Source organism: Streptomyces hygroscopicus, from assembly GCF_026168105.1.
GTDB lineage: Bacteria > Actinomycetota > Actinomycetes > Streptomycetales > Streptomycetaceae > Streptomyces > Streptomyces hygroscopicus_D.
Map to the genome: position 1 here is coordinate 1 of NZ_LBMW01000023.1, position 21395 is coordinate 21395.

The window sequence follows — 21395 nt, forward strand, 5'->3', positions numbered from 1 at the left end:
GTGGGGGTGGGCCGGGGGGCCTGAGCGGGGGCGTGGCCTGAGCGTGGGCGTGGGCGTGGGGGTGGGTGTGGCCTGGGGAGTGGTCGTGGGCGTGGGAGTGGGCGTGGGCGTGCGCGTGGGCGTGGGCGTGGGCGTGGGCGTGCGGAACATCCCGTTCGGGTGAGCGAGTTGTCCACAACCGGTCGGTAGTCCACGGGTCTCGGCGGACTTCGCCGCGAAGCCTCATCGTGGATCGCGTCCCGATCTCGCGATGCAGGTGGTGATCAGCATGGCCCAGTTCTCCCCCTCCCCAAGTCCGGCACACCCGACCGTCGGGAACGCCTGCTCGGGCCCACCGGAGGCGGACGTCCTCGTTCGCGCCCACACGCCTCCGACATGCGCGGTGCCGCATTTCGCGCCCGTCCGGGTGCGCGGCAGCCGGCATCGGCTGCGGCGTCTCGTGCGGCACCGCAAGCGAGCCGTGGCCATGGGCCTGGCGGTCACGGCGGCCGCGCTCGTGGTGGCGGGGCCGGGCCGCTCCGAGGGAGCCCGGGGGCATCCGGACGCCGACGCGCGCCCGAGGGCCGCAGCCGAGCCGGTGCCGGAGCGGCACCGCGTCGAGATGGTGACGGCACCGGTGCGGATCGCCGACGGAGCGACGGTGGGGCTGTTACGGCCGGGCGACCGCATCGACGTGATCGCAGCCGATGAGCACGGCGCGGCGCAGGTGGTCGCGGCCGGGGCCCGGGTGACACGCGTGCCGGAGACCGACCCCACTGCGAGCGGCGCACTGGTCGTGCTCTCCGTTCCACGCACCACGGCCGCACGCCTGGCCGGTGCGGGCATGACCTCACGGCTGGTGGTGACTCTGTGCTGAGCGGGCAGGAGGAACGGGTCGGCCGGGTATGGAGCCCCCTGCCCGCGACCAGGGAGTGGACAGCCGGGGCATGCCCTGACGTAGGTTGCGGAGCTGTTCATTCCACAACCACTGCAGTCGAAGAAAGGCCCACTGTGAGCGAGAAGAAGGTGCCGAACGTCTGGCAGGGCTTCAAGGCCTTCCTGATGCGGGGAAACGTCGTCGATCTGGCGGTCGCGGTGGTCATCGGTGCCGCCTTCACCAACATCGTCAACTCCGTGGTGAAGGGGGTCATAAACCCGGTGGTGGGTGCGCTCGGCACCAAGAGCCTGGACAACTACAGCTCGTGCCTGAAGGCCCCTTGCTCGGGCACCGGCGACAACGCGACGGGCGTCCGCGTCATGTGGGGCTCGGTCCTCGGCGCCACGCTCAACTTCGCGATCTCGGCAGCCGTCGTGTACTTCCTGATGGTCCTGCCCATGGCCAAGTACCTGGCCCGGCAGGAGGCCCGCCGCAAGGCGAAGGAGGGCACGCAGGAGGTCGTGGAGATGTCCGAGCTGGAGGTGCTCAAGGAGATACGCGACGCCCTCGTCGCTCAGCGCGGCGCGGGCAGCCGCAGCGAGTCGTAGCTCCCGCAGCGAGCGACAGCTCACCGACGAACGCCGACGAACGCCGACAGCGTGGTCGTGACCCACAGACCGTCGCGGCTCACAGACCGTCGCGGCTCACAGATGATGAGGCGGCTTCTCGTCGAGGAAGCGCGCCAGGTCGGCGGCGCTGTCACCGCTCGGGACGGGCCGCTCGCCCCATCCCCGGTCCGTGTCGTCCGAGGACTGCTGGCTCAGCGGGTCGTCGAAGACGAGGGCGTCCTTCGGATCGGGCTTGGGGTCGGGCTTGAGGTCGGGCTGGGGATCGCGCGGCTCTCGGGCGGGGGTGGTGCTCATGCCACCAGCGTACGTCCGCGGCGCCCTGGCCCGGGGCCGGAGTCTCGGGCGGCCCGGGCCGAAGGTGCGCCCGGTGACCACGGGGGTGAAACCGGCGGCACGGATCCTCGCCCAAGGGGTCACGACCGACGGATGGCCAAGGATCATGGGCGCATGACGGTTGACGCTCTGACAGATGTCCTGGGACTGCGCGTGGGACATGCCACACGGATCGGGGACGGCTGGCTCACCGGCACCACGGTGGTCCTCGCCCCTGAGGGCGGCGCGGTCGCGGCGGTGGACGTACGCGGCGGCGGTCCCGGTACGAAGGAGACCGACGCGCTCGATCCGCGAAACGTGGTGCAGAAGGTCGAGGCGGTCGTCCTGACGGGGGGCAGCGCCTACGGACTCGACTCGGCGTCGGGCGTGATGGCCTGGCTGGAGGAGCGGGGGCGCGGGGTGCGGGTCGGCCCGGAGCCGACGCATGTGGTGCCGGTCGTGCCTGCCGCCTGCATCTTCGACCTGGGACGCGGCGGCGACTTCGGGGCCCGGCCGGACGCGGCCCTCGGCCGGACCGCGGTCGAGGCGGCCGCCGCGAGCGAGCCCGGGGCGCCCGTGACGGAGGGCTGCGTGGGCGCGGGCACGGGGGCGACGGTCGGGACGGTCAAGGGCGGGGTGGGGACCGCGAGCACGGTGCTCGACTCGGGGATCACCGTGGGCGCGCTGGTCGTGTGCAACGCGGCGGGCTCAGCGGTCGATCCGGCGACCGGCGCCCTGTACGGGGAAATGTTCCAGGGCCGGGTCCACTACCCGGCGCGCGGGGTGCACGAGTCGGCGCAGCGGCAACTCGCCGAGGCGGCAGCCAAGAACGCGCATCCCACGCTGAACACGACGGTCGCGGTGGTGGCCACCGACGCCGATCTCACCAAGGCACAGGCGCAGAAGCTCGCGGGAGTGGCGCACGACGGCCTCGCGCGCGCCGTGCGGCCGGTGCATCTGCTCAACGACGGGGACACGGTGTTCGCACTGGCGACCGGTGCACGTCCGCTTGCCTCCACGAGCCCCCTCGCGCTCAACGAGGTGCTGGTGGCGGGCGCGGACCTCGTGACCCGCGCGATCGTACGGGCCGTGCGCGCCGCCGAGCCGGTGGCCGGGCCGGGTGGGGCGTGGCCGGCGTACGAGGAGTTGTACGGGGGCCATTAGGCCCGGGGCGGACGATTGTCCCGGTTCTGTCACATGGGGGCGTTTCACGGTGGTGGGCGGAACCCTTTCTCGCGACCTCCGCTCTTTCTCCACGTATTTGAAAGCGCATCACCCATCACAACGACCTGGAGAAGCCCGTGACAACGCCGGACATGCGAGCGCGGCGCGTAGTGGGGGCCTGTGCCGCCCTGCTGGTCGGCGCCCTGACTCTCACCGCCTGCGGCGGCAGCGCCAACGCCGACAACAACAAGGGCGGGAAGGACTCCGGCAAGGCAAAGACCTCCACCGCCAAGATCACCATCTCCGCGAAAGACGGTTCGACCGGCGCGTCGATCAACGCGACCGGGGTGAAGGTCAGCGACGGGAAGCTGACCGAGGTGAAGATGACGGTTGCGGGGACGGGCACGGCCGTCGCCGGGGAGGTCTCCGCGGACGGAACGTCCTGGAAGCCGAAGGAGCACCTGGAGCGCGGAACGAAGTACGAGATCTCGGCCACCGCCAAGGACGCGGACAACCGCGTGGCGGCCGCCAACTCCATCTTCACCACGGTCACCACGTCCAACAGCTTCATCGGGACGTACACGCCCGACGACGGAGCGACGGTCGGCGTCGGGATGCCGGTGTCCTTCACCTTCGACAAGGAGATCACCGACAAGAAGGCCGTGCAGTCGCACATCACGGTGACCTCCAGCAGCGGGCAGCAGGTCGTGGGGCACTGGTTCGATGCCCAGCGGCTGGACTTCAGGCCCGAGGAGTACTGGAAGGCCGGCTCCAAGGTCACGATGAAGATCGACCTTGACGGGGTCCAGGGCGCGAACGGCGTCTACGGCGTGCAGAAGAAGACCGTCACCTTCACCATCGGCCGCTCGCAGGTCTCCACGGTCGACGTCAACACGCAGACCATGACGGTCGTACGGGACGGCCAGACGCTCAGGACGGTCCCGATCTCGGCGGGCAGCCCGCAGCACACCACGTACAACGGGCAGATGGTGATCTCCGAGAAGTTCGAGCAGACCCGCATGAACAGCCAGACGGTCGGTCTGGGCGGCGAGTACGACATCCCGGACGTGCCGCACGCGATGCGGCTGACGACCTCCGGGACGTTCATCCACGGCAACTACTGGTACGACAAGGGCAACCCGCCCTTCGGCCACGAGGGCACCAGCCACGGCTGCGTCGGAATGGCGGACGTGCAGGGGGCCGAAGGTGACACGACCGCCAAGTGGTTCTACGACAACTCGCTCGTCGGCGACGTCGTGATCGTCAAGAACTCCCCCGACAGCACGGTCGCGCCGGACAACGGACTCAACGGCTGGAACATGTCCTGGAGCGCATGGACCACGGGAAGTGACGCCTGACCAGCCACTTCTGACGATCGATCGGGCCGCGCGGGAACCCCCCGCGCGGCCCGTCCGTTTTCCCACCGTACGTTTTCTCGGTTCCCGGACATGATGTCCGACCAAGGGGCTACGGTATGCACCCACAAGGTGACATGCAGCAACGCCGGGAGAAAACTTGAGCGTTCCGTACGAGACGGCAGCGTACGAGCCAGCCGAGTTGCCGGAGTCTCCGGAGGAGCATCTCGCGCGACTCCTCGGCCGCGCCCTGAACTCCTTCGAGCTGCCCGACGAGACGATCGGGCGACTCGACTGCGCGCTGGCACAGGACAGTTCGCTGCACTCCGCGCACCACAGCGCGGGGCTGTACCGGGAGACGTACCGGCACACCTGGCTCCTCGCCGACGGCACGGCGGTCACCCTGTGGGAGCTCGTCCACAACACGGGACCGGGCGGTCACCTCGCGTACGAGGTGTACGTGGACGAGGAGGAGCTGCGCGCCGCGACCGCCCGGCTTCCCCTGCCGGCGGACACACCCGACTTCGAACTGCCGGTGCTGGTTCAGCTGCCCCTCGTCCCCGAGCCCCGGCACGCATATGTGCCCGACGACTCCGCGGACCACGCGCGTCGACTGCTGCGCCGCGCGGAGAACCCGGACCGGCCGGGCGCGGACCTGGCGACGTTACTGCTGCGCTCGGCGTTCGCGCACGAGATCACCCAGGCCTTCGGGCGCCCGCGCCGGGCCGGGCAGCCGGGGCTGTGCTTCTCGCTCTACGAGCACGCGTTCCTGCTGCGCGACGGCCGGGAGCTGTCCCTGTGGGAGGTCGAGCACACGGCGACACCGGACGGGCGGCACATGTGCGAGGTGTACGCGACGGAGGACGCGGCGCGCGAGGCGATGGAGCGCCGGGCGGCGGCCCTCGGCTGACCAGGCGGAGCGCTCCCGTCAGTAAGGACGATCGCCGAACTGCCGTACCAGGCCTGCGAAGGCGTCGCGTTCGGCCGGTGTGAGTTCCACGGACTCCAGGTCAGGTCCCGTCTGCCGCTGATGGGGCAGGGCTCCGAGCAAGGTGCCGCGACGCCGAACCGCGTCCTCGAAGCGGCGCCGGCGCAGAATCCGGCCCACGCAGACGATCCAGACGGCGGCCCCCAGGGCGAGGACGGGCACACCCAACAGCTGGAAGGTCGACACATGCGCGTGCATAGCCCCAGTAGACACCACGATCCGGGCCTTAAGCATCGGACCGTGAGGTATCTCATCAAGTACGACTAGTACGGTGAAGGGGTCATGGAGGCCGTAATGGGGTCACTCGGACCGTTGTTGAGGCCCCGCTCGGGGTCGGCCCCTCCCTGAGCACGTTCGCAACCGGCCGACGGGCCACCCGCCCCGGACATGCGTCGGCCGCAACCCTCAAGGGAGTTGCGGCCGGCACCTGGAGTGGTGTGCTCCGCCGGGAGCGAGCGGCCGGGGTCAGGCGACGACCGGCTGCTTGGGGTCGTTCCGGGCCGCTATCGCCGCTCCCGCGGCCTCCTTCGCGGCGCCCTCGGGGCTCTGCTTCCGCATGCCCTTCAGGACGACCACCAGGGTCGTGGTCAGACACATACCGGCGGCGATGGCGACCAGGTAGAGGAGCGGGCTGCCGATGAGCGGAACCACGAAGATGCCGCCGTGCGGGGCGCGCAGGGTCGCGCCGAACGCCATCGACAGGGCCCCGGTGAGCGCGCCGCCGACCATCGACGCGGGGATGACGCGCAGCGGGTCGGCCGCGGCGAACGGGATCGCGCCCTCGGAGATGAAGGAGGCGCCCAGTACCCAGGCTGCCTTACCGTTCTCCCGCTCGGTCCGCGTGAACAGCCTGCCGCGGACCGTCGTGGCCAGGGCCATCGCCAGCGGCGGGACCATACCGGCGGCCATCACCGCGGCCATGATCTTCATCGCCGAGTCGCTCGGGGTGGAGACCGCGATGCCGGCGGTGGCGAAGGTGTACGCGACCTTGTTGACCGGGCCGCCGAGGTCGAAGCACATCATCAGGCCGAGCAGCGCGCCGAGCAGAACGGCGTTGGTGCCGGTCAAGCCGTTCAGCCAGTCGGTCAGGCCCTTCTGCGCGGACGCGATGGGCTTTCCGACGACCACGAACATCAGAAATCCGACGACCGCCGAGGAGATCAGCGGGATCACCACCACCGGCATGATGCCGCGCAGTGCAGCGGGGATGTTGACCTTCTGGATCGTCATCACCACACCACCGGCGAGAAGACCGGCGACCAGGCCGCCCAGGAAGCCCGCGTTGATGGTGAGGGCGATCGAGCCGCCGACGAAGCCGGGCACGAGGCCGGGGCGGTCCGCCATGCCGTAGGCGATGTAACCGGCCAGGACCGGAACGAGGAAGCCGAAGGACACCACGCCGATCTGGAAGAGCAGCGCGGCCCAGCTGTCCGCCTGCATCCACACGAAGTGGTCCATGACCGACGGCGCCTTGTTGATCTTGTAGCCGCCGATCGCGAAGCCGAGGGCGATGAGCAGACCGCCCGCGGCGACGAACGGGACCATGTAGCTCACGCCGGACATCAGCCACTTGCGCAGCTTGGTGGCGTAGCCCTCGCCGGAGTCACCGGCGCGCTCGAGGGGTGCGCCCGGGGAAGCGGCCGCCGCGGTCGCCTCGCCGCGCGCCGCCTTGTCACGCACCTCGGCGATCAGCTCGCCGGGGCGGTTGATGGCCGCCTTCACCCCGACGTCGACGGTCGGCTTGCCGGCGAAGCGGTCCTTGTCCCGTACGGGGATGTCATGGGCGAAGATCACGCCGTCCGCCGCCTCGACGACGGCCGGGTCGAGCCGGGCGAAGCCTGCCGAGCCCTGCGTCTCGACGGCGACTTCGACGCCCGCCTCGCGGCCCGCGTTCTCCAGCGACTCGGCGGCCATGTAGGTGTGCGCGATGCCGGTGGGGCAGGAGGTGACGGCGACGATACGGAACGGGCGTTCGGCGGAGGCACCGGTGGCGCCCGGCACCGGGGCGGCCGCGTCCTCGACGCGCGCGCCCGGCGCCGGGGCCGTGCCGTCCGCGGTGACATCGGAGGTGGCCGCTGCGGCCGATGCCTCCGCGGAGTCCTCGGAGCCGCCCGACGCGGCCGCGGCCGCCGGGGCCTCTTCCCCGCGGATGAGCGCGGCCGCGGCCGCCGCGTCGTCCGCGGACCGCAGCGCGGACGTGAACTCGGCGTTCATCAACTGGCGGGCGAGGGACGACAGGATCGTGAGGTGCGCGTCGTCCGCACCCGCCGGGGCGGCGATCAGGAAGATCAGGTCGGCCGGGCCGTCCGGGGCGCCGAAGTCGATGCCCCGTGCGCTGCGCCCGAAGGCGAGCGTCGGCACGGTGACATGCTCGCTGCGACAGTGCGGGATGCCGATGCCGCCGTCGAGGCCGGTCGGCATCTGCGCCTCGCGGGCCGCCACGTCGGCGAGGAAGCCCTCCAGGTCGGTCACCCGGCCTCGGGCCGCCATCCGCTCGGCGAGGGCGCGGGCCGCCGCTTCCTTGGTGTCGGCGGACAGGTCGAGATCGACCAGGTCCGCGGTGATCATCTCGCTCATCGCGGGCTCCTTAGCACGCGTATCGCCCGGGAGTTGGGGTGGGCGCGGGTGGGGACGGGGGTGCTGTGGGGGGAAGCGGGAGTGGCGGGGGCAGGGCCGGGGAAACCCCGCCCCCACCAGGTGGCGGGGCGGTCCGGACGGTCCTTCCGCCCGGCTGCGGCGAGTAAGGGGGAGTGCCGAGACTTCAGCGCCGTGTCCGCGGCCGGCCCCGTGTCCGCGGCCGGCCCCGTGCCCGCGGCCGTGACCCGTGCGGTGGCAGTCACCGTCTCCCTCGCCGATGCTGTGACCGGTGCCGGTGCCGGTGCCGTCGCCATCACCGTCACCGGTGTGACCGTGACCGGTGCCCTGGCCGCGGCTGTGGCCGTGGCCGTGAGAACGTTCATGACACGGGCTCCGTCAGCGGGCGGTCCACGGGAACCGCCGATGTGACCGTCACGGCGGCGAGGTCCAGGTCCGCCGGGGTCGGCATCACGCTGCCGGGCAGCTGGACCGCCGCGGCGCCGTGCGCGACGGCCGAGACCAGGGCCTCCGGGCCGCGGCCTCCCGCGATCAGGAACCCGGCGAGGGAGGAGTCGCCGGCGCCCACATTGCTGCGTACGACGTCGACGCGCGCGCTGCCGAACCAGATGCCCGCATCGTCCACGAGCAACTGCCCGTCCGCACCGAGGCTCGCGAGCACGGCGCCCGCGCCCATCCCGCGCAGCGCCTCGGCCGCCTTGGCTGCGTCGCCCACGGTCGCCAGGGGCCGCCCGACGGCCTCCGCGAGTTCCGCGGCGTTCGGCTTCACCACGTCGGGACGCTCGCGCAGCGCCGCGAGGAGTGCGGGCCCCGAGGCGTCGAGCGCGATCCGCGCGCCCGCGGCATGGGCGCGGGCCACAAGCTCGGCGTACCAGGACGGGCCGAGCCCGCGCGGAAGGCTGCCGCAGCAGGTGATCCAGGTGATGTCAGCCGCGCGGTACTGCGCTCGTACCGTCTCCAGAAGGAGTTCGGCCTCGACGGCGGAGAGTTCGGGGCCAGGGGCGTTGATCTTGGTGAGGGTTCCGTCGGGTTCCGCGACCGCGATGTTGGAGCGGGTGGCCCCGGCGAGCGGGACCGGCGCGACCTCGATGCCCTGCGCATGGAGCAGATCGGCCACGAGTGCGCCCGGCGCACCACCCAGAGGCAGCACGGCGACCGTGCGCCGCCCGGCGGCAGCGACCGCGCGCGAAACGTTCACCCCCTTGCCGCCCGGGTCCATCCGTTCGCCGGTGGCCCGGATGACCTCGCCGCGGTCGAGGCACGGGACCTCGTACGTACGGTCGAGGGACGGGTTCGGGGTGACGGTGAGAATCATGCGCGCACTACTTCCGTGCCGCCGCGCTCGATCGCGGTGGCGTCCTCGGGGCTCAACCCGCTGTCGGTGATCAGCAGGTCCACGTCGCCGAGTTCACCGAAGCGGGCGAAGTGCTCCTGTCCGTGCTTGGAGGAGTCGGCGAGCAGCACCACGCGACGGGCGGCGCGGATCGCGGCCCGCTTGACCGCCGCCTCGGCGAGGTCGGGCGTGGTCAGTCCGTGGTCGGCCGAGAAGCCGTTGGCGGCGATGAACACGACGTCGGCGCGGATCTCGCCGTACGCGCGCAGCGCCCATGCGTCCACGGCGGCGCGCGTACGGTGCCGTACGCGCCCCCCGACCAGATGGAGCTGGATGCCGGGGTGGTCCGCGAGACGGGCCGCGATGGGCAGGCTGTGCGTGACCACGGTGAGCACGGCGTCCAGGGGGATGCCGCCCGCCAGCCGAGCGACTGTCGAACCGGCGTCGAGGATCATCGTGCCCTCGCTCGGCAGCTCCGCGAGGGCCGCCTTGGCGATCCGGTCCTTCTCGTCGGCCGCGGTCGACTCCCGCTCCGCGAGGTCCGGCTCGAAGTCCAGGCGTCCGGCGGGTATCGCGCCGCCGTGCACCCGTCGCACGAGGCCGGCGCGGTCCAGGGCCCGCAGGTCGCGGCGGATCGTCTCTGCCGTGACCTGGAACTCCTCGGCCAGCGAGACCACGTCCACCCGCCCGCCGTCACGCGCGAGCCGGAGAATCTCCTGCTGCCGCTCCGGTGCGTACATGCCCGTTCGCCTCCGACTCATGCCCGAACATGTGGTTTCACTCGGAGGCTACGTCTGTATTTCCGAAAAGTAAACAGGCTCGGCCCGTGGAGCGGACACAAACGGGCGCTGAGCCGGGACAGGGCCCTGCACGGCGGCGCCCGGCGGCCTCACGGAATGTGAGCCCGCCGGGCGCCGCCGACCACCGTTGGTTGGACGACTCAGGGAACGAGCACCCGATCCCGCTCCTCGGCAGCCGCCGGCTCCGCCTCCGTGTCCGCGCCCTCCACGTGCTGCGCGGGCCGCTTCGGCAGAGCGAACATCAGCAGGAAGATCACCGCCATCACCGCCGCGACCCAGCCCAGCGCGTGCTGGAAGGCGCGTACGAAGGCCGGACCCGTCTGCGCCGGGGTGAGCCGGTCGCCGATCTCGCCGAAGAAGACCACCGACACCAGCCCGAGGCCCAGGGCGTTGCCCATCTGCTGGACCGTGCTGATCAGGCCCGACGCCGAGCCGGAGTGCTCCCGCGGCACCTCGGAGAGCACCGCGTCCGTCAGCGGGGCGACGATCAGGCCCATGCCGGCGCCCATGACCACCAGCGGCAGCGCCATCTGCCAGGCGGCGATGGAGGAGCCGTACCGGTGGGCCTCCGCAATGTAGAGGAGCACGCCCGCCGCCATCACCAGCGCGCCCGCCTGCAGCACCTTGCGGCCGAAGCGCGGGACGAGCTTCTGCACGGACATCCCGGCCGCCGTGGAGACCGCGAGTGAGAACGGCACGCCCGTCAGCCCGGCCCGCAGCGCGCTCCAGCCAAGTCCGACCTGCATGTACAGCGTCCAGACCAGGAAGAAGACACCGAGGCCGACCCCGAACACCGTCTGCACCGCGATGCCCGCCGCGAAGCTCTTGACGCGGAACAGGGACAGTTCGACGAGCGGGGAACCGTCGAGTGCGGCCTTCCGCTTCTCGTACGCCACCAACGCCGCGAAGACCAGGAGCGCGCCCGCCATCGACGCGAATCCCCACAGCGGCCAGCCCAGCTCGCGGCCCCGCGTGAGCGGATAGAGCAGCATCAGCAGGCCGAGGGTGACCAGCGCGACGCCGACGAGATCGAGACGCAGGGCTCGCGGTGCCTTCGACTCCTTGATGTACCGACGGCCGAGGAGAAGCGCCCCGACGCCGACCGGCAGGTTGATCAGGAAGATGGGCCGCCACTCCAGCCCGAACAGGTTCCACTCGGTCAGCAGCGCACCGAGCAGCGGCCCGGAGACGGCACCCAGCCCGACGACCGCGCCGAAGAGACCGAAGACCTTGCCCCGCTCCTTCGCCGGGAAGGTGGCGTGCACGATCGACAGCACCTGCGGCACCATCATCGCGGCCATCGCGCCCTGCAGGATCCGCGAGGCGACCAGCATGTCGGGGTTCGCGGCGAAGCCGCACAGCGCCGAGGCGAGCGTGAAACCGCCCACGCCGATCAGGAAGAGGCGTTTGCGGCCGTGGATGTCCCCGAGCCGGCCGCCGGTGATGAGCCCGGCGGCGAAGGCGAGCGCGTACCCCGCGGTGATCCACTGGATCTGGCTGAACGACGCGCCCTCGTCCCGTTGGATCGACGGGATCGCAATGTTGACGATCGTGACGTCGACCAGGTCCATGAAGGCCGCCGTCATCACGATGGCGAGCGCGAACCAGCGACGGCGGTCCCCGGCCGGGGTGGCCCGCCCGTCCGCGTCAGCCGTGCTGCTGCTGAGTGTGCTCTCGGTGGAGGTCATACTGCGAAGCTAGGACCGCATTAGGTCAGATCATGTCCTAATACTGCGGCATCCTCGATTTCATGACGACCGACACACCGGCCCGGCTCCTCCAGCTGCTCTCCCTCCTCCAGACCCCGCGCGAGTGGCCCGGTGGCGAGCTCGCCGAGCGGCTAGGGGTGTCGCGGCGCACCGTGCGACGGGACATCGACCGGCTGCGTGAACTGGGCTACCCGGTCCAGGCCACCAAGGGCGCCGACGGCGGGTACCGGCTGGTCGCGGGCAAGGCCATGCCGCCGCTCGTCCTCGACGACGAGGAAGCCGTGGCGATTGCGGTCGGGCTGCGCGCCGGTGCCGGGCACGCGGTCGAGGGCCTGGAGGAGGCGTCGGTGCGGGCCCTGGCCAAGCTGGAACAGGTGCTGCCGAGCCGGCTGCGCCACCGTGTCACCACGCTCCAGGCCGCGACCACGCCCCTGACCAGCGGCGACGGGGCGAGCATCGCACCCGAGACACTGACCGTGATGGCCTCGACGATCGCCGGCCGTGAGCGGCTGCGGTTCGCCTACCGCTCCGGCGACGGAACACCGTCCAAGCGCCTGACCGAGCCGTACCGCCTGGTGTCCACGGGCCGCCGCTGGTATCTCGTCGCCTACGACCTCGAGCGCGACGACTGGCGTACGTTCCGGGTCGACCGGGTCACCGAACCCTTCGCGACTGGCGCCCGGTTCGTCCCGCGGGAGCTGCCGACGGGGGGCGCGGCGGAGTATCTGCGGCAGTCGATGTACCGGCGGCAGGAGACATACGAGTTCGAAGCGACCTTCGCGGCACCCGCGGACTTCGTCGCGGCGCGCCTGCCCCGCTGGTTCGCCCCGCCCGAACCGCTCGACGACCACAGCTGCCGGCTGCGGAGCACGGTGAGCGACTCCGTGGAGTGGCTGGCGGTACGGCTGGCGTTGGTGGACTGCGAGTTCACCGTCCGGCGGCCGTCCGAACTCGCCGCGTGCGTACGGGACATGGGGGCGCGGCTGAGCAGGGCGGCGGACGGACGGAGGGGGTGAGGGTGCCGACTCAGCCGCTCCGCCGCGTCCGGCTCAGCCGCTCTCCCAGCCGACCGGCTCAGCCGCTCGCCCAGCCGACCGACTCAGCCGCTCGCCCAGCCGACCGACTCAGCCGCTCGCCCAGCCGGCCGACTCAGCCGCTCTCCCTTCGGAAGTCCCCAGGGCTGCCAGGTTGCGTACGGCGGGTGGATGGGGCGCGGTGCGACCCCGGCGGCGCGGGCGATGCTCTCGGCCCGGGTGGCGCGGAGGCCGTTCGCCACGAAGAGTCCGGGGGCGGCCCGGGCATTCCCGATACGGGAACGGGTCGCCGCCTTGTGCCGCTCACCGAGGGACGCGTCGCGCCCGCCCGCGGACGCACTCCCGGTGGCCTGCTCCGTGCGACCGGACGACGTCCTGGTCACACACTTGGTACCGGTCACTCACGGCAGGTTATGGCCTGTGGCAAAATCTGCCATCCGGGCCGCCCCGGTGTTCAGGTCCGGGGCGCTCCGGCCAGTCTGCACTGCCCGGAACAGTCTCCGGGATGCCCGGAACCGCCTACGGAAACGGGAGGAGCCGGGCCCCGGCACCAGGGGGGAGCGGCGCCTGAGCCCGGCTCGGGAAGAGTCCCGGCGCCGGGGGGAGTGCGTCGGGACTCGGCTGTGAGGGCGCGAGGCCGTACGGCCCGGCCCGTGCCTGTGGAGGGCCCGGAGGTCTTGATGCCCCGGACCCGGGGGGTTGAAGCGACGGAACGCGCCAACTAGTGCACCAGAGGCACCGGCCGCGACGGTGACGTCGGGTCGGCGTCACCGCCGGCCCGACCCACGTCATGCCGCCGCGTCGAACCCCGTCTGCCGCGCCAGCTTCTTCAGCTCCAGCAGCGCGTGCTTCTCGATCTGCCGGATCCGCTCGCGCGTCAGGCCGTGCTCCTTGCCGACCTCCGTGAGCGTGCGCTCCCGGCCGTCCTCGATGCCGTACCGCATCTTGATGATCGAGGCCGTGCGCTGGTCGAGCCGGCCGATCAGGTCGTCCAGCTCCTCGCTGCGCAGCAGCGTGAGCACCGACTGCTCCGGCGACACCGCCGACGTGTCCTCCAGCAGGTCGCCGAACTGCGTCTCGCCCTCGTCGTCCACCGACATGTTCAGCGAGACCGGGTCACGGGCCCAGTCGAGGACGTCGCCGACGCGCTCCGCCGTCGAGTCCAGCTCGGCCGCGATCTCGGTCGGCTCCGGCTCCCGCCCGTGCTCACGGTTGAACTCCCGCTGCACCCGTCGGATCCGGCCCAGCTCCTCGACCAGATGGACGGGCAGCCGGATGGTGCGGGACTGGTCGGCGATCGACCGGGTGATGGCCTGGCGGATCCACCAGGTCGCGTATGTAGAGAACTTGAAGCCCTTGCGGTAGTCGAACTTCTCGACCGCGCGCACCAGGCCTGCGTTGCCCTCCTGGATCAGGTCGAGCAACGGGAGACCACTGCGCGGATAGCGGCGCGCCACGGCGACGACCAGCCGCAGGTTCGACCGGATGAAGATGTCCTTCGCCCGCTCGCCCTGCGCGACAAGGGCCTCCAGCTCCTCGCGGGTGGCATCCGCCTTGGCCTGCTCCTCGCCGTCGAGGATCTGCCTGGCGAACACACCCGCCTCGATGATCTCGGACAGCTCGACCTCCCTGGCGGCGTCGAGCAGCGGTGTACGCGCGATCTCATCGAGGTACATGCCGACCAGGTCGCGATCGGCGAGCTCGCCGCCATGGGCGCGAACACTGTTTGCCGCGTCGCGGGCCCCGCCTTCGGCGGCCTTACGACGGGCGACGGCACGGGTTGCCATGCGTGCTCCCTTGCGATGGTGGGCTGGCGGATGGTCCTCTGACACTTCGGACACCCTTCCGGGTGCCCGGCATCTGAAGGAAACAACGACTGGAATCAGGACAGAATTCCCAACCTGCCCCTCGTTTTTTCTGATCATGCAGTACCCTGTCCCGCCACAGGGGGAGGCCGGATGCCGTCGGAACGTACAGAGGTGCAGGTCAGGCCGGGAGTCGAGGGCGACCTCGAAGCTCTCACGGACATCTACAACCACTATGTGCGTGAGACGTCCATCACATTCGACACAGCGATCTTCACACCGGAAGAGCGACGTCCTTGGCTGCTCTCCCACCCTGAAGACGGCCCGCACCGGCTGATGGTTGCCGTGGCCCCGGACCCACAGGAGATTCTGGGGTACGCCACTTCCAGCGCCTTTCGCGCCAAGCCGGCGTACGCGACCTCGGTGGAGGTCACGATCTACCTCGCCCCGCACGCGACGGGACGCGGCGTCGGCACCCACCTCTACAGGGCCCTCTTCGAGTGCCTGGCCGACGAGGACCTGCACCGCGCCTACGCGGGGATCGCCCAGCCCAACGAAGCGTCGGTGCTGCTGCACGAACGCTTCGGATTCCGGCACGTGGGCACCTACCGGGAGGTGGGCCGAAAGTTCGGCCGCTACTGGGACGTCGCCTGGTACGAGAAGGAACTCCAGGCGGTCGGCGTCTGAGCTCGGCAAGCTCAGCCGAACTGCACCGACCTCTTCGCCAGCCCCATCCAGAACCCGTCGATCACCGACTGCTGCGCGTCCAGTTCCCCCATGGCGTCCGCCGCACCCATCGCGACGAACAGCGGGGCGAAGTGCTCCGTACGGGGGTGCGCCAGGCGTCCGGCCGGGGACTTGCGGGTGAAGTCGAGGAGGGCGTCGATGTCGCCGGCGTCCAGGGCGCGGTGACCCCAGTCGTCGAACTCCGCCGACCAGGCCGGCACCCCTGCGCCCACATGACGCAGGGCGGCCAGGTTGTGGGTGAAGAAGCCGGAGCCGACGATCAGGGCGCCCTCGTCACGCAGCGGGGCCAGCTTGCGGCCCACATCCATGAGCTTCACCGGGTCCAGGGTCGGCAGGGAGATCTGCAGGACCGGGATGTCGGCGTCGGGGAACATCTCGACCAGTGGGACGTACGCGCCGTGGTCCAGGCCGCGGTCCGGGAAGTCCTGTACGGGGATGCCGGGGGCACGCAGCAGCTTCCGTACGGCGTCGGCGAGCTGCGGGGCGCCCGGGGCCTTGTACGTCACCCGGTAGTAGTGCTCGGGGAAGCCCCAGAAGTCGTAGACCAGCGGCACCGTCTCCACCGCGCCGAGGGCCAGCGGGGCCTCCTCCCAGTGGGCGGAGACCATCAGGATCGCCTTGGGGCGCGGCAGGCCGGCGGACCAGGCGGCGAGCTGGCCGGGCCAGACCGGGTCGTCGGCCAGCGGAGGCGCCCCATGGCTCAGATAGAGGGCGGGCATGCGCTCGGGTGCGGTGCGCTCCTCGATGGCGGCGGACATGGCGGCGACTCCTTCCGAGGCAACTGTTTGAAGTCTCAAGCTCCCTCGAAGAAAAGAGTAGCGCTTACTTGTTTAATCTTCAAGAAGAGGCCTCGTAGAGTGGGGTTCATGAAGACGGCACCCGCTGAAGGCACTCGTTGGCTCACCGACGAGGAGCAGCACACCTGGCGTGCGTACATGCACGCCGTCACCCTTCTCGAGGACCACCTGGACCGTCAGCTCCAGCGCGATGCGGGCATGCCGCACGTCTACTACGGGCTGCTCGTCCAGCTCGCCGATGCGCCACGCCGGCGGCTGCGGATGACGGAGCTGGCCATGCGGGCGAAGATCACCCGCTCCCGGCTCTCGCACGCCGTCGCCCGCCTGGAGAAGAACGGCTGGGTGCGGCGCGAGGACTGTCCCTCCGACAAGCGCGGACAGCTCGCGGTCCTCACGGAGGAGGGGTACGAGGTGCTGTCGCGCACCGCACCCGGACATGTGGCGGCCGTGCGCCAGGCACTCTTCGACCGGCTCACCCCTCAGCAGCAGCAGTCCCTCGGCGAGATCATGGAGACCATCGCGGAGGGACTGCAGCCCAAGGAGGCAGGGGCGGACCTGCCCTGGCTCCGCTGACCCCGAGTGGAACGTTCCGGCGGAATGAATCCGCCCCGGCCCCGCCGGACAGCGGGGCCGGGGCGGATCCCCGGAGGCGTACGGACGGGGCGATCCCCCTTCGCTCGCCCGTACGCGAAGGCCCGTACACGAAGGCCGGTAGCGAAGGCCCCTGGGCGAAGACCCGTAGGCGAACGCCCGTGCGGGAAGGTCCGAAATCCGGCCGCCAAGGCTCAGGCCCGTGACCGAAGACCTGCCGGACAAAGACCTGCCGGACAAAGACCTGCCGGACAAAGACCTGCCGGACGAAGACCGAACGGACGAAGACCGAACGGACGAAGATCCTCGCTCTGCACGGCCGTGGTCAGTGGGCGACCACCGGCACGTGCACCTCGTCCTCGACGCCCTCGTCCTCGATGCCCTCGCCGTCGCCCGTGCCCTGGCCGGAGACCCGCCCGGCACCCGGGCGTCCGGCGTTGACGAGGGTCAGAGCGGCGGTCGCGGCGACCACAAGGATCCCGACGGCGAACCAGATCGCGTTCGCGTAGCCGTGCACCATGCCCTGCAGCTGGACCAGCTGCCGCTGCGGCTTGGAGGCGGCGGTGGCGATGTGGTCCTTGATGTAGGAGGCCGTCGCCGAGGAGGCGACCGTGTTCAGCAGCGCCGTACCGATCGCGCCGCCTACCTGCTGCGAGGTGTTGACCATCGCGGAGGCGACACCGGCGTCCCGCGGCTGCACCCCGTGCGTGGCCAGGGACATGGCCGGCATGAACGCCGTACCCATGCCGAGGCCGAGCAGCAGCATGGCCGGCAGCACCAGCGAGGCGTACGACGACCCGATCTCCAGCCGGGCCAGCAGGAACATGCCGGTGGCGGCGACCAGGAAGCCGGGGCCCATCAGCAGCCGTGCCGGGACCCGGGTCATCAACCGGGCGCCGATCTGGGTGGAGCCCGTGATCATGCCGGCGATCATCGGCAGGAAGGCGAAGCCCGTCTTGACCGGCGAGTAGCCCTTCACGACCTGCAGGTAGTAGGTCAGGAAGAGGAAGGTGCCGAACATCGCGATGACCGCGAGACCCAGGGAGAGATAGACGCCGCCGCGATTGCGGTCGGTGACCACGCGCAGCGGCAGCAGCGGGGCCTTGATCCTGGACTCGGTGACCACGAAAGCCAGGAGCAGGACCGCCGACGCGACGAACAGGCCGACCGTCAGGGAGTCGCCCCAGCCGTCGGACTCGGCGCGCGTGAAGCCGTAGACGAGGGAGACCAGTCCCAGGGTGGAGAGGATCACGCCGGGGATGTCGAGCGGCGAGCGGTTGCGACCGCCCTCCGGCTCACGGATGACGAAGTACGCGCCGGCCGCCGCGACGAGCGCGAACGGAATGTTGACGAAGAACGTCCAGCGCCAGTCCAGGTACTCGGTGAGGAAGCCGCCGAGGATGAAGCCCACGGCACCGCCGCCACCGGCGATCGCACCGTAGATGCCGAAGGCCTTGGCGCGCTCCTTGGCGTCGGTGAACATCACGGCCAGCAGGGACAGCGCGGCAGGCGCGAGAAGCGCGCCGAAGACGCCCTGCAGGGCGCGGGCGCCGAACATCATCGCCCCGCTCTGCGCTGCGCCGCCGAGCGCGGAGGCCGCCGCGAAGCCGGCCAGGCCGATGACGAAGGCACGCTTGCGGCCCCACAGGTCGGCAATGCGGCCACCGAAGAGCAGGAGACCGCCGAACGCCAGGGCATAGGCCGTCACGACCCACTGTCGGTTGCCGTCCGATATCCCCAGGTCCTGCTGGGCGGAGGGAAGCGCGATGTTCACGATGGTCGCGTCGAGGACGACCATCAGCTGCGCGAGGGCGATGAAGACGAGCGCACGCCAGCGGCGGGCGTCGGGAGCGGAAACGTCGGGGACGCTTCGGGCTGTTTGCGACATGGGGGTACCCACTTCGGAGCTTCGTGACGGAAATGTCGGGTCGGACGACGAAAGATCAGGTGACGAAATCGGGTGACGAGATCGGGTGACGAAATCGGGTGACGGAAATCGGGTGGCGTGAAAGGGCGCAGGAAGTCAGGGCCCGGCGAGGGCGACGGCGATGGCCGGAAGGCCTGTCGTCGGCCCCGGACGACATCGATACGGACTTGGTCGATACGGGCTGGACGAACGTCGGTGTGGATACGGGCTCGGCGGACGTCGGTACAGACGGGTGAAGCGCGCGGAACTAATCGCTCAGGACTGGCGCAGTTCCTCCATGGTGACGGCGGTACCCGGAAGCTCGGAACGAGCCGGGGCCCGCAACCCGTCCAGGAAGAGCTGCAGATGACGGTGTACGAAGCGGTCGGCGCTAAGGCACGCCGTACCGGCCGGGGGCCGGCTGAGCTGGGCCACGGCGACCATCACATCGCCCACGCCCACGTCGGGGCGGAGCCGGCCGGCCACCCTGGCGCGGTCCATGATCTCCGCGACGAGCCGCTCGACCCGTTCGCGCGCCGCCACCAGGTCCGGGTGGTGCTGGTCGAAAGTGCTGGAGATCATCGGGCACAGGGCGCTGACCCGCTCGTCGGCGGCGGCGTGCACGAAGTGCTCCAGCGCCTCGAAGGCGTCGCCGGACTCGGCGAGCGCCCGCTCGGCCACCTCGGACGTGCGGTCGAGGACGGAGCAGACGACCTCGCGGACGAGTGCGTCGCGGTCGGGGAAGTTGCGGTACACCGTGGCGTTTCCGACGCCGGCCCGGCGGGCGATCTCGTCGAACGGCACATCGGGGCCGAACTCGACGAACATCTCCCGGGCGGCGGCGACGATCCGCTCCCGGTTGCGCAGGGCATCGGCACGCGGCCGGGTCGCTCGGCGCTGCACGGGGCTCGCGGTCTGCACGGCGTACTCCTCGGACGAGTGGAGTGCGATCCGGGGATTCAGTCCCCGTTTCGCTCGGACACAGGTCCAAACGGGGAATCCATCCCCGGTTATTTCCCGACCCGGAGGCCAATTCCATGTGACCTGAGTCACATACCTGAGCCCTCGGCTCCCATGAAGCCCTCGGCTCCAGCTCCAGCCCGACTCCGGCTCCAGCCCCAGCTCCAGTCCGACTCCCGCCCCAGCCCCAGCTCCCGTCCGACTCCCGCCCCAGCCCCAGCTCCAGTCCGACTCCCGCCCCAGCCCCAGCTCCCGTCCGACTCCCGCCCCAGCCGGACTCCAGCTCCAGCCGGACTCCAGCCCCAGCCCCCTCGAAGCGGACGCCCCCACAAGCGCATCGCTCCAACGACACCTCCCCATCCACCGCTTCACCCCTTCCGCGCCCGGGAACCCCTCGTTCGGCCCGTTCCAGCGCGCGCCCGCACCCCCCTCGACACAGGGTGATCGCAAGGGCGCAGCCGGTGACGGGCGGCTGCCCGGGAGCGAAGGGGCACCGCATGCAGCCGAGTCGCCGCCGGATAGGCCCGCGCCGCGTCGCCTCGCTCGCCTCGGTCACCGTTCTCACACTGGCGATATCCACCTCCGCCACGGCCGGACGCCTGATGGCGGGCTCCGCAACGGCGGGCCCCATAGCACCCGTCCGCCCCTCGACGCTTCGGCCCTGCATGATCCGCGGCCATCTGGGCGTCCAGATGCCGGAGGGCATTCCGACCCCCACCGGCTACGCCCACTCCACCGGCACGGTCCACGCCCTGAACCTGATGATCGACTTCTCCGACGCGCCCGGCCAGGGCAGCGCGCTCGACCGGTTCGCGGAGTTCTTCCCACAGACCCAGGAGTGGTTCACCACCAGCTCCTACGGGCGCCTCGACTACCGCCCGGAAGCCCCGATAGGCCGCTGGCTGCGGATGCCCAAGCCGTTCAAGGCTTACGGGATAGAGCGCGGCGCCCCCTTCGACCCCGGATACCGCACCCTGATCAAGGACATCGTCACCGCCGCCGGCACCCGGGTGGACTTCCGCCACTACGACCTGCTGAACGTGCTCGTCACCCCGAACGCCGGCCCCTCCGCCCTGGACACCGTCCTGTCGGTGACCTTCGCGGGCAACGGCGAGGCCCCGGCGGCCGACGGAGTACCCATCTCCAACGCGTCCTTCATCTACAGCCGTCAGGACGACGGCTCCGGCTCGTACTCCCGGACCGGCTACCGGGTCCTGCCCCATGAGAACGGCCATGTCTTCGGCCTGCCCGACCTCTACACCCAGGAGGGCGGGTCCACGGTCGGCCACTGGGACATCATGAGTGAGGACTGGGGCGCCGACAACGACATGCTCGGCTGGCACAAGTGGAAGCTCGGCTGGCTCGACGACTCCCAGATCGGCTGCGCAACCGCGCGCGGCACCACCGACTACACGCTGACCCCGCTGGCCCGCGCCGGGGGCCGCAAACTCGTCTTCATCCCGGTCAGCCCCAAATCCGGGTACGCCCTCGAAGTGCGCACCCGCGAGGGCAACGACACGGCGGTGTGCCGGCCCGGTGTCCTCGTCTACCGGGTCGACGCGGACATCGACACCGGCAACGGGCCCATCACGGTCTACGACTCCCGGCGCAACAGCGGCGGCTGCACCCACAGTCCGAACGTCCAGGCCGAACTGTCCGACGCACCCTTCGTCCCCGGGGAGACCTTCAAGGACCCGAAGAGAGGGATCGACGTCTCCGTCCTGGGGACGGACCCGTCCGGGAACCACCGGGTACGGGTGACGCGCCGATGAGGGGCCCCGCCGCAGGCATACGGAGTCCAGGGCGGCGCACGG

The 21395-nt window shown here is 70.9% G+C and carries 20 protein-coding genes; 9 read left to right on the forward strand and 11 right to left on the reverse strand.

Annotated elements, in window-relative coordinates:
- Positions 1 to 382: 382 nt before the first annotated feature.
- Together AAW14_RS21860 and mscL are read left to right on the forward strand one after the other, a co-directional pair.
- Positions 383 to 856 (forward strand): hypothetical protein, encoded by a 474-nt coding sequence (locus tag AAW14_RS21860; RefSeq protein ID WP_416223353.1) that lies wholly within the window; start codon positions 383 to 385, stop codon positions 854 to 856.
- A gap of 134 nt (positions 857 to 990) precedes the next feature.
- Positions 991 to 1464: a large conductance mechanosensitive channel protein MscL gene (gene mscL, locus AAW14_RS21865; RefSeq protein WP_265565612.1), complete on the forward strand. Its 474-nt coding sequence runs from the start codon at positions 991 to 993 to the stop codon at positions 1462 to 1464.
- Between the two features lie 96 nt (positions 1465 to 1560).
- Here mscL and AAW14_RS21870 read toward each other — a convergent pair whose 3' ends face one another.
- Positions 1561 to 1779, reverse strand: coding sequence for a hypothetical protein (locus tag AAW14_RS21870; protein WP_265565613.1), 219 nt, complete (start codon positions 1777 to 1779; stop codon positions 1561 to 1563).
- Positions 1780 to 1932: 153 nt separating this feature from the next.
- Here AAW14_RS21870 and AAW14_RS21875 point away from each other — a divergent pair, with 153 nt between their 5' ends.
- From AAW14_RS21875 to AAW14_RS21885, 3 genes are all read left to right on the forward strand, one after another.
- Positions 1933 to 2961 (forward strand): P1 family peptidase, encoded by a 1029-nt coding sequence (locus AAW14_RS21875; protein ID WP_265565614.1) that lies wholly within the window; start codon positions 1933 to 1935, stop codon positions 2959 to 2961.
- Positions 2962 to 3098: 137 nt separating this feature from the next.
- Positions 3099 to 4319: a L,D-transpeptidase gene (locus tag AAW14_RS21880; protein ID WP_265565615.1), complete on the forward strand. Its 1221-nt coding sequence runs from the start codon at positions 3099 to 3101 to the stop codon at positions 4317 to 4319.
- 157 nt (positions 4320 to 4476) lie between these two features.
- Positions 4477 to 5226, forward strand: coding sequence for a DUF6227 family protein (locus tag AAW14_RS21885; protein WP_265565616.1), 750 nt, complete (start codon positions 4477 to 4479; stop codon positions 5224 to 5226).
- 18 nt (positions 5227 to 5244) lie between these two features.
- Here the strand turns inward: AAW14_RS21885 and AAW14_RS21890 are convergent, their stop codons facing one another.
- From AAW14_RS21890 to AAW14_RS21910, 5 genes are all read right to left on the reverse strand, one after another.
- Entirely contained in the window at positions 5245 to 5502 is a 258-nt protein-coding gene (locus AAW14_RS21890; protein WP_265565617.1) for a hypothetical protein, read from the reverse strand.
- A gap of 267 nt (positions 5503 to 5769) precedes the next feature.
- Complete coding sequence (locus AAW14_RS21895) at positions 5770 to 7881, reverse strand: PTS fructose transporter subunit IIABC (RefSeq protein WP_265565618.1); 2112 nt, start codon at positions 7879 to 7881, stop codon at positions 5770 to 5772.
- A gap of 379 nt (positions 7882 to 8260) precedes the next feature.
- A complete protein-coding gene (gene pfkB / locus AAW14_RS21900; RefSeq protein WP_265565619.1) occupies positions 8261 to 9214 on the reverse strand; it encodes a 1-phosphofructokinase in 954 nt (317 codons plus the stop codon).
- Positions 9211 to 9972, reverse strand: a complete 762-nt coding sequence (locus tag AAW14_RS21905; protein ID WP_265565620.1) for a DeoR/GlpR family DNA-binding transcription regulator — start codon at positions 9970 to 9972, stop codon at positions 9211 to 9213. Before AAW14_RS21905 ends, pfkB begins: the two co-directional genes overlap by 4 nt.
- A 200-nt stretch (positions 9973 to 10172) precedes the next feature.
- Positions 10173 to 11720, reverse strand: coding sequence for an MFS transporter (locus tag AAW14_RS21910; protein ID WP_265565621.1), 1548 nt, complete (start codon positions 11718 to 11720; stop codon positions 10173 to 10175).
- 62 nt (positions 11721 to 11782) lie between these two features.
- On the opposite strand from AAW14_RS21910, the gene AAW14_RS21915 reads away from it, so the two are divergent.
- A complete protein-coding gene (locus AAW14_RS21915; RefSeq protein WP_265565622.1) occupies positions 11783 to 12757 on the forward strand; it encodes a helix-turn-helix transcriptional regulator in 975 nt (324 codons plus the stop codon).
- 83 nt (positions 12758 to 12840) lie between these two features.
- Here AAW14_RS21915 and AAW14_RS21920 read toward each other — a convergent pair whose 3' ends face one another.
- Both AAW14_RS21920 and AAW14_RS21925 read right to left on the reverse strand, forming a co-directional pair.
- Entirely contained in the window at positions 12841 to 13176 is a 336-nt protein-coding gene (locus tag AAW14_RS21920; protein WP_416223348.1) for a hypothetical protein, read from the reverse strand.
- Positions 13177 to 13563: 387 nt separating this feature from the next.
- Positions 13564 to 14562 carry a sigma-70 family RNA polymerase sigma factor gene (locus AAW14_RS21925; protein WP_265565623.1) on the reverse strand — a complete coding sequence of 333 codons (999 nt, stop codon included), beginning with the start codon at positions 14560 to 14562 and terminating at the stop codon, positions 13564 to 13566.
- A gap of 171 nt (positions 14563 to 14733) precedes the next feature.
- Here AAW14_RS21925 and AAW14_RS21930 point away from each other — a divergent pair, with 171 nt between their 5' ends.
- On the forward strand, positions 14734 to 15267 hold the full coding sequence (locus AAW14_RS21930; protein WP_265565624.1) for a GNAT family N-acetyltransferase: 534 nt from the start codon (positions 14734 to 14736) through the stop codon (positions 15265 to 15267).
- 11 nt (positions 15268 to 15278) lie between these two features.
- Here AAW14_RS21930 and AAW14_RS21935 read toward each other — a convergent pair whose 3' ends face one another.
- Positions 15279 to 16046, reverse strand: a complete 768-nt coding sequence (locus AAW14_RS21935; protein ID WP_416223354.1) for a dioxygenase — start codon at positions 16044 to 16046, stop codon at positions 15279 to 15281.
- Positions 16047 to 16193: 147 nt separating this feature from the next.
- Between AAW14_RS21935 and AAW14_RS21940 the strand changes: the two genes are divergently transcribed.
- Positions 16194 to 16697: a MarR family winged helix-turn-helix transcriptional regulator gene (locus tag AAW14_RS21940; RefSeq protein WP_265565626.1), complete on the forward strand. Its 504-nt coding sequence runs from the start codon at positions 16194 to 16196 to the stop codon at positions 16695 to 16697.
- Between the two features lie 343 nt (positions 16698 to 17040).
- Here the strand turns inward: AAW14_RS21940 and AAW14_RS21945 are convergent, their stop codons facing one another.
- Entirely contained in the window at positions 17041 to 18603 is a 1563-nt protein-coding gene (locus AAW14_RS21945) for an MFS transporter (RefSeq protein ID WP_265565627.1), read from the reverse strand.
- A gap of 294 nt (positions 18604 to 18897) precedes the next feature.
- Entirely contained in the window at positions 18898 to 19542 is a 645-nt protein-coding gene (locus tag AAW14_RS21950; RefSeq protein ID WP_265565628.1) for a TetR/AcrR family transcriptional regulator, read from the reverse strand.
- 536 nt (positions 19543 to 20078) lie between these two features.
- Here AAW14_RS21950 and AAW14_RS21955 point away from each other — a divergent pair.
- Positions 20079 to 21353 (forward strand): M6 family metalloprotease domain-containing protein, encoded by a 1275-nt coding sequence (locus AAW14_RS21955; protein WP_265565629.1) that lies wholly within the window; start codon positions 20079 to 20081, stop codon positions 21351 to 21353.
- Positions 21354 to 21395: the final 42 nt, after the last annotated feature.

What these genes read in the sequence shown, in the direction of transcription:
- pfkB (WP_265565619.1), bottom strand. Translation starts at nt 9,214, where the DNA reads ATGATTCTCACCGTCACCCCGAACCCGTCCCTCGACCGTACGTACGAG.
- AAW14_RS21930 (WP_265565624.1), top strand. Translation starts at nt 14,734, where the DNA reads ATGCCGTCGGAACGTACAGAGGTGCAGGTCAGGCCGGGAGTCGAGGGC.
- AAW14_RS21925 (WP_265565623.1), bottom strand. Translation starts at nt 14,562, where the DNA reads ATGGCAACCCGTGCCGTCGCCCGTCGTAAGGCCGCCGAAGGCGGGGCC.
- AAW14_RS21895 (WP_265565618.1), bottom strand. Translation starts at nt 7,881, where the DNA reads ATGAGCGAGATGATCACCGCGGACCTGGTCGATCTCGACCTGTCCGCC.
- AAW14_RS21910 (WP_265565621.1), bottom strand. Translation starts at nt 11,720, where the DNA reads ATGACCTCCACCGAGAGCACACTCAGCAGCAGCACGGCTGACGCGGAC.
- AAW14_RS21870 (WP_265565613.1), bottom strand. Translation starts at nt 1,779, where the DNA reads ATGAGCACCACCCCCGCCCGAGAGCCGCGCGATCCCCAGCCCGACCTC.
- AAW14_RS21955 (WP_265565629.1), top strand. Translation starts at nt 20,079, where the DNA reads ATGCAGCCGAGTCGCCGCCGGATAGGCCCGCGCCGCGTCGCCTCGCTC.
- AAW14_RS21915 (WP_265565622.1), top strand. Translation starts at nt 11,783, where the DNA reads ATGACGACCGACACACCGGCCCGGCTCCTCCAGCTGCTCTCCCTCCTC.
- AAW14_RS21905 (WP_265565620.1), bottom strand. Translation starts at nt 9,972, where the DNA reads ATGTACGCACCGGAGCGGCAGCAGGAGATTCTCCGGCTCGCGCGTGAC.
- AAW14_RS21890 (WP_265565617.1), bottom strand. Translation starts at nt 5,502, where the DNA reads ATGCACGCGCATGTGTCGACCTTCCAGCTGTTGGGTGTGCCCGTCCTC.
- AAW14_RS21875 (WP_265565614.1), top strand. Translation starts at nt 1,933, where the DNA reads ATGACGGTTGACGCTCTGACAGATGTCCTGGGACTGCGCGTGGGACAT.
- AAW14_RS21945 (WP_265565627.1), bottom strand. Translation starts at nt 18,603, where the DNA reads ATGTCGCAAACAGCCCGAAGCGTCCCCGACGTTTCCGCTCCCGACGCC.
- AAW14_RS21940 (WP_265565626.1), top strand. Translation starts at nt 16,194, where the DNA reads ATGAAGACGGCACCCGCTGAAGGCACTCGTTGGCTCACCGACGAGGAG.
- AAW14_RS21935 (WP_416223354.1), bottom strand. Translation starts at nt 16,046, where the DNA reads ATGCCCGCCCTCTATCTGAGCCATGGGGCGCCTCCGCTGGCCGACGAC.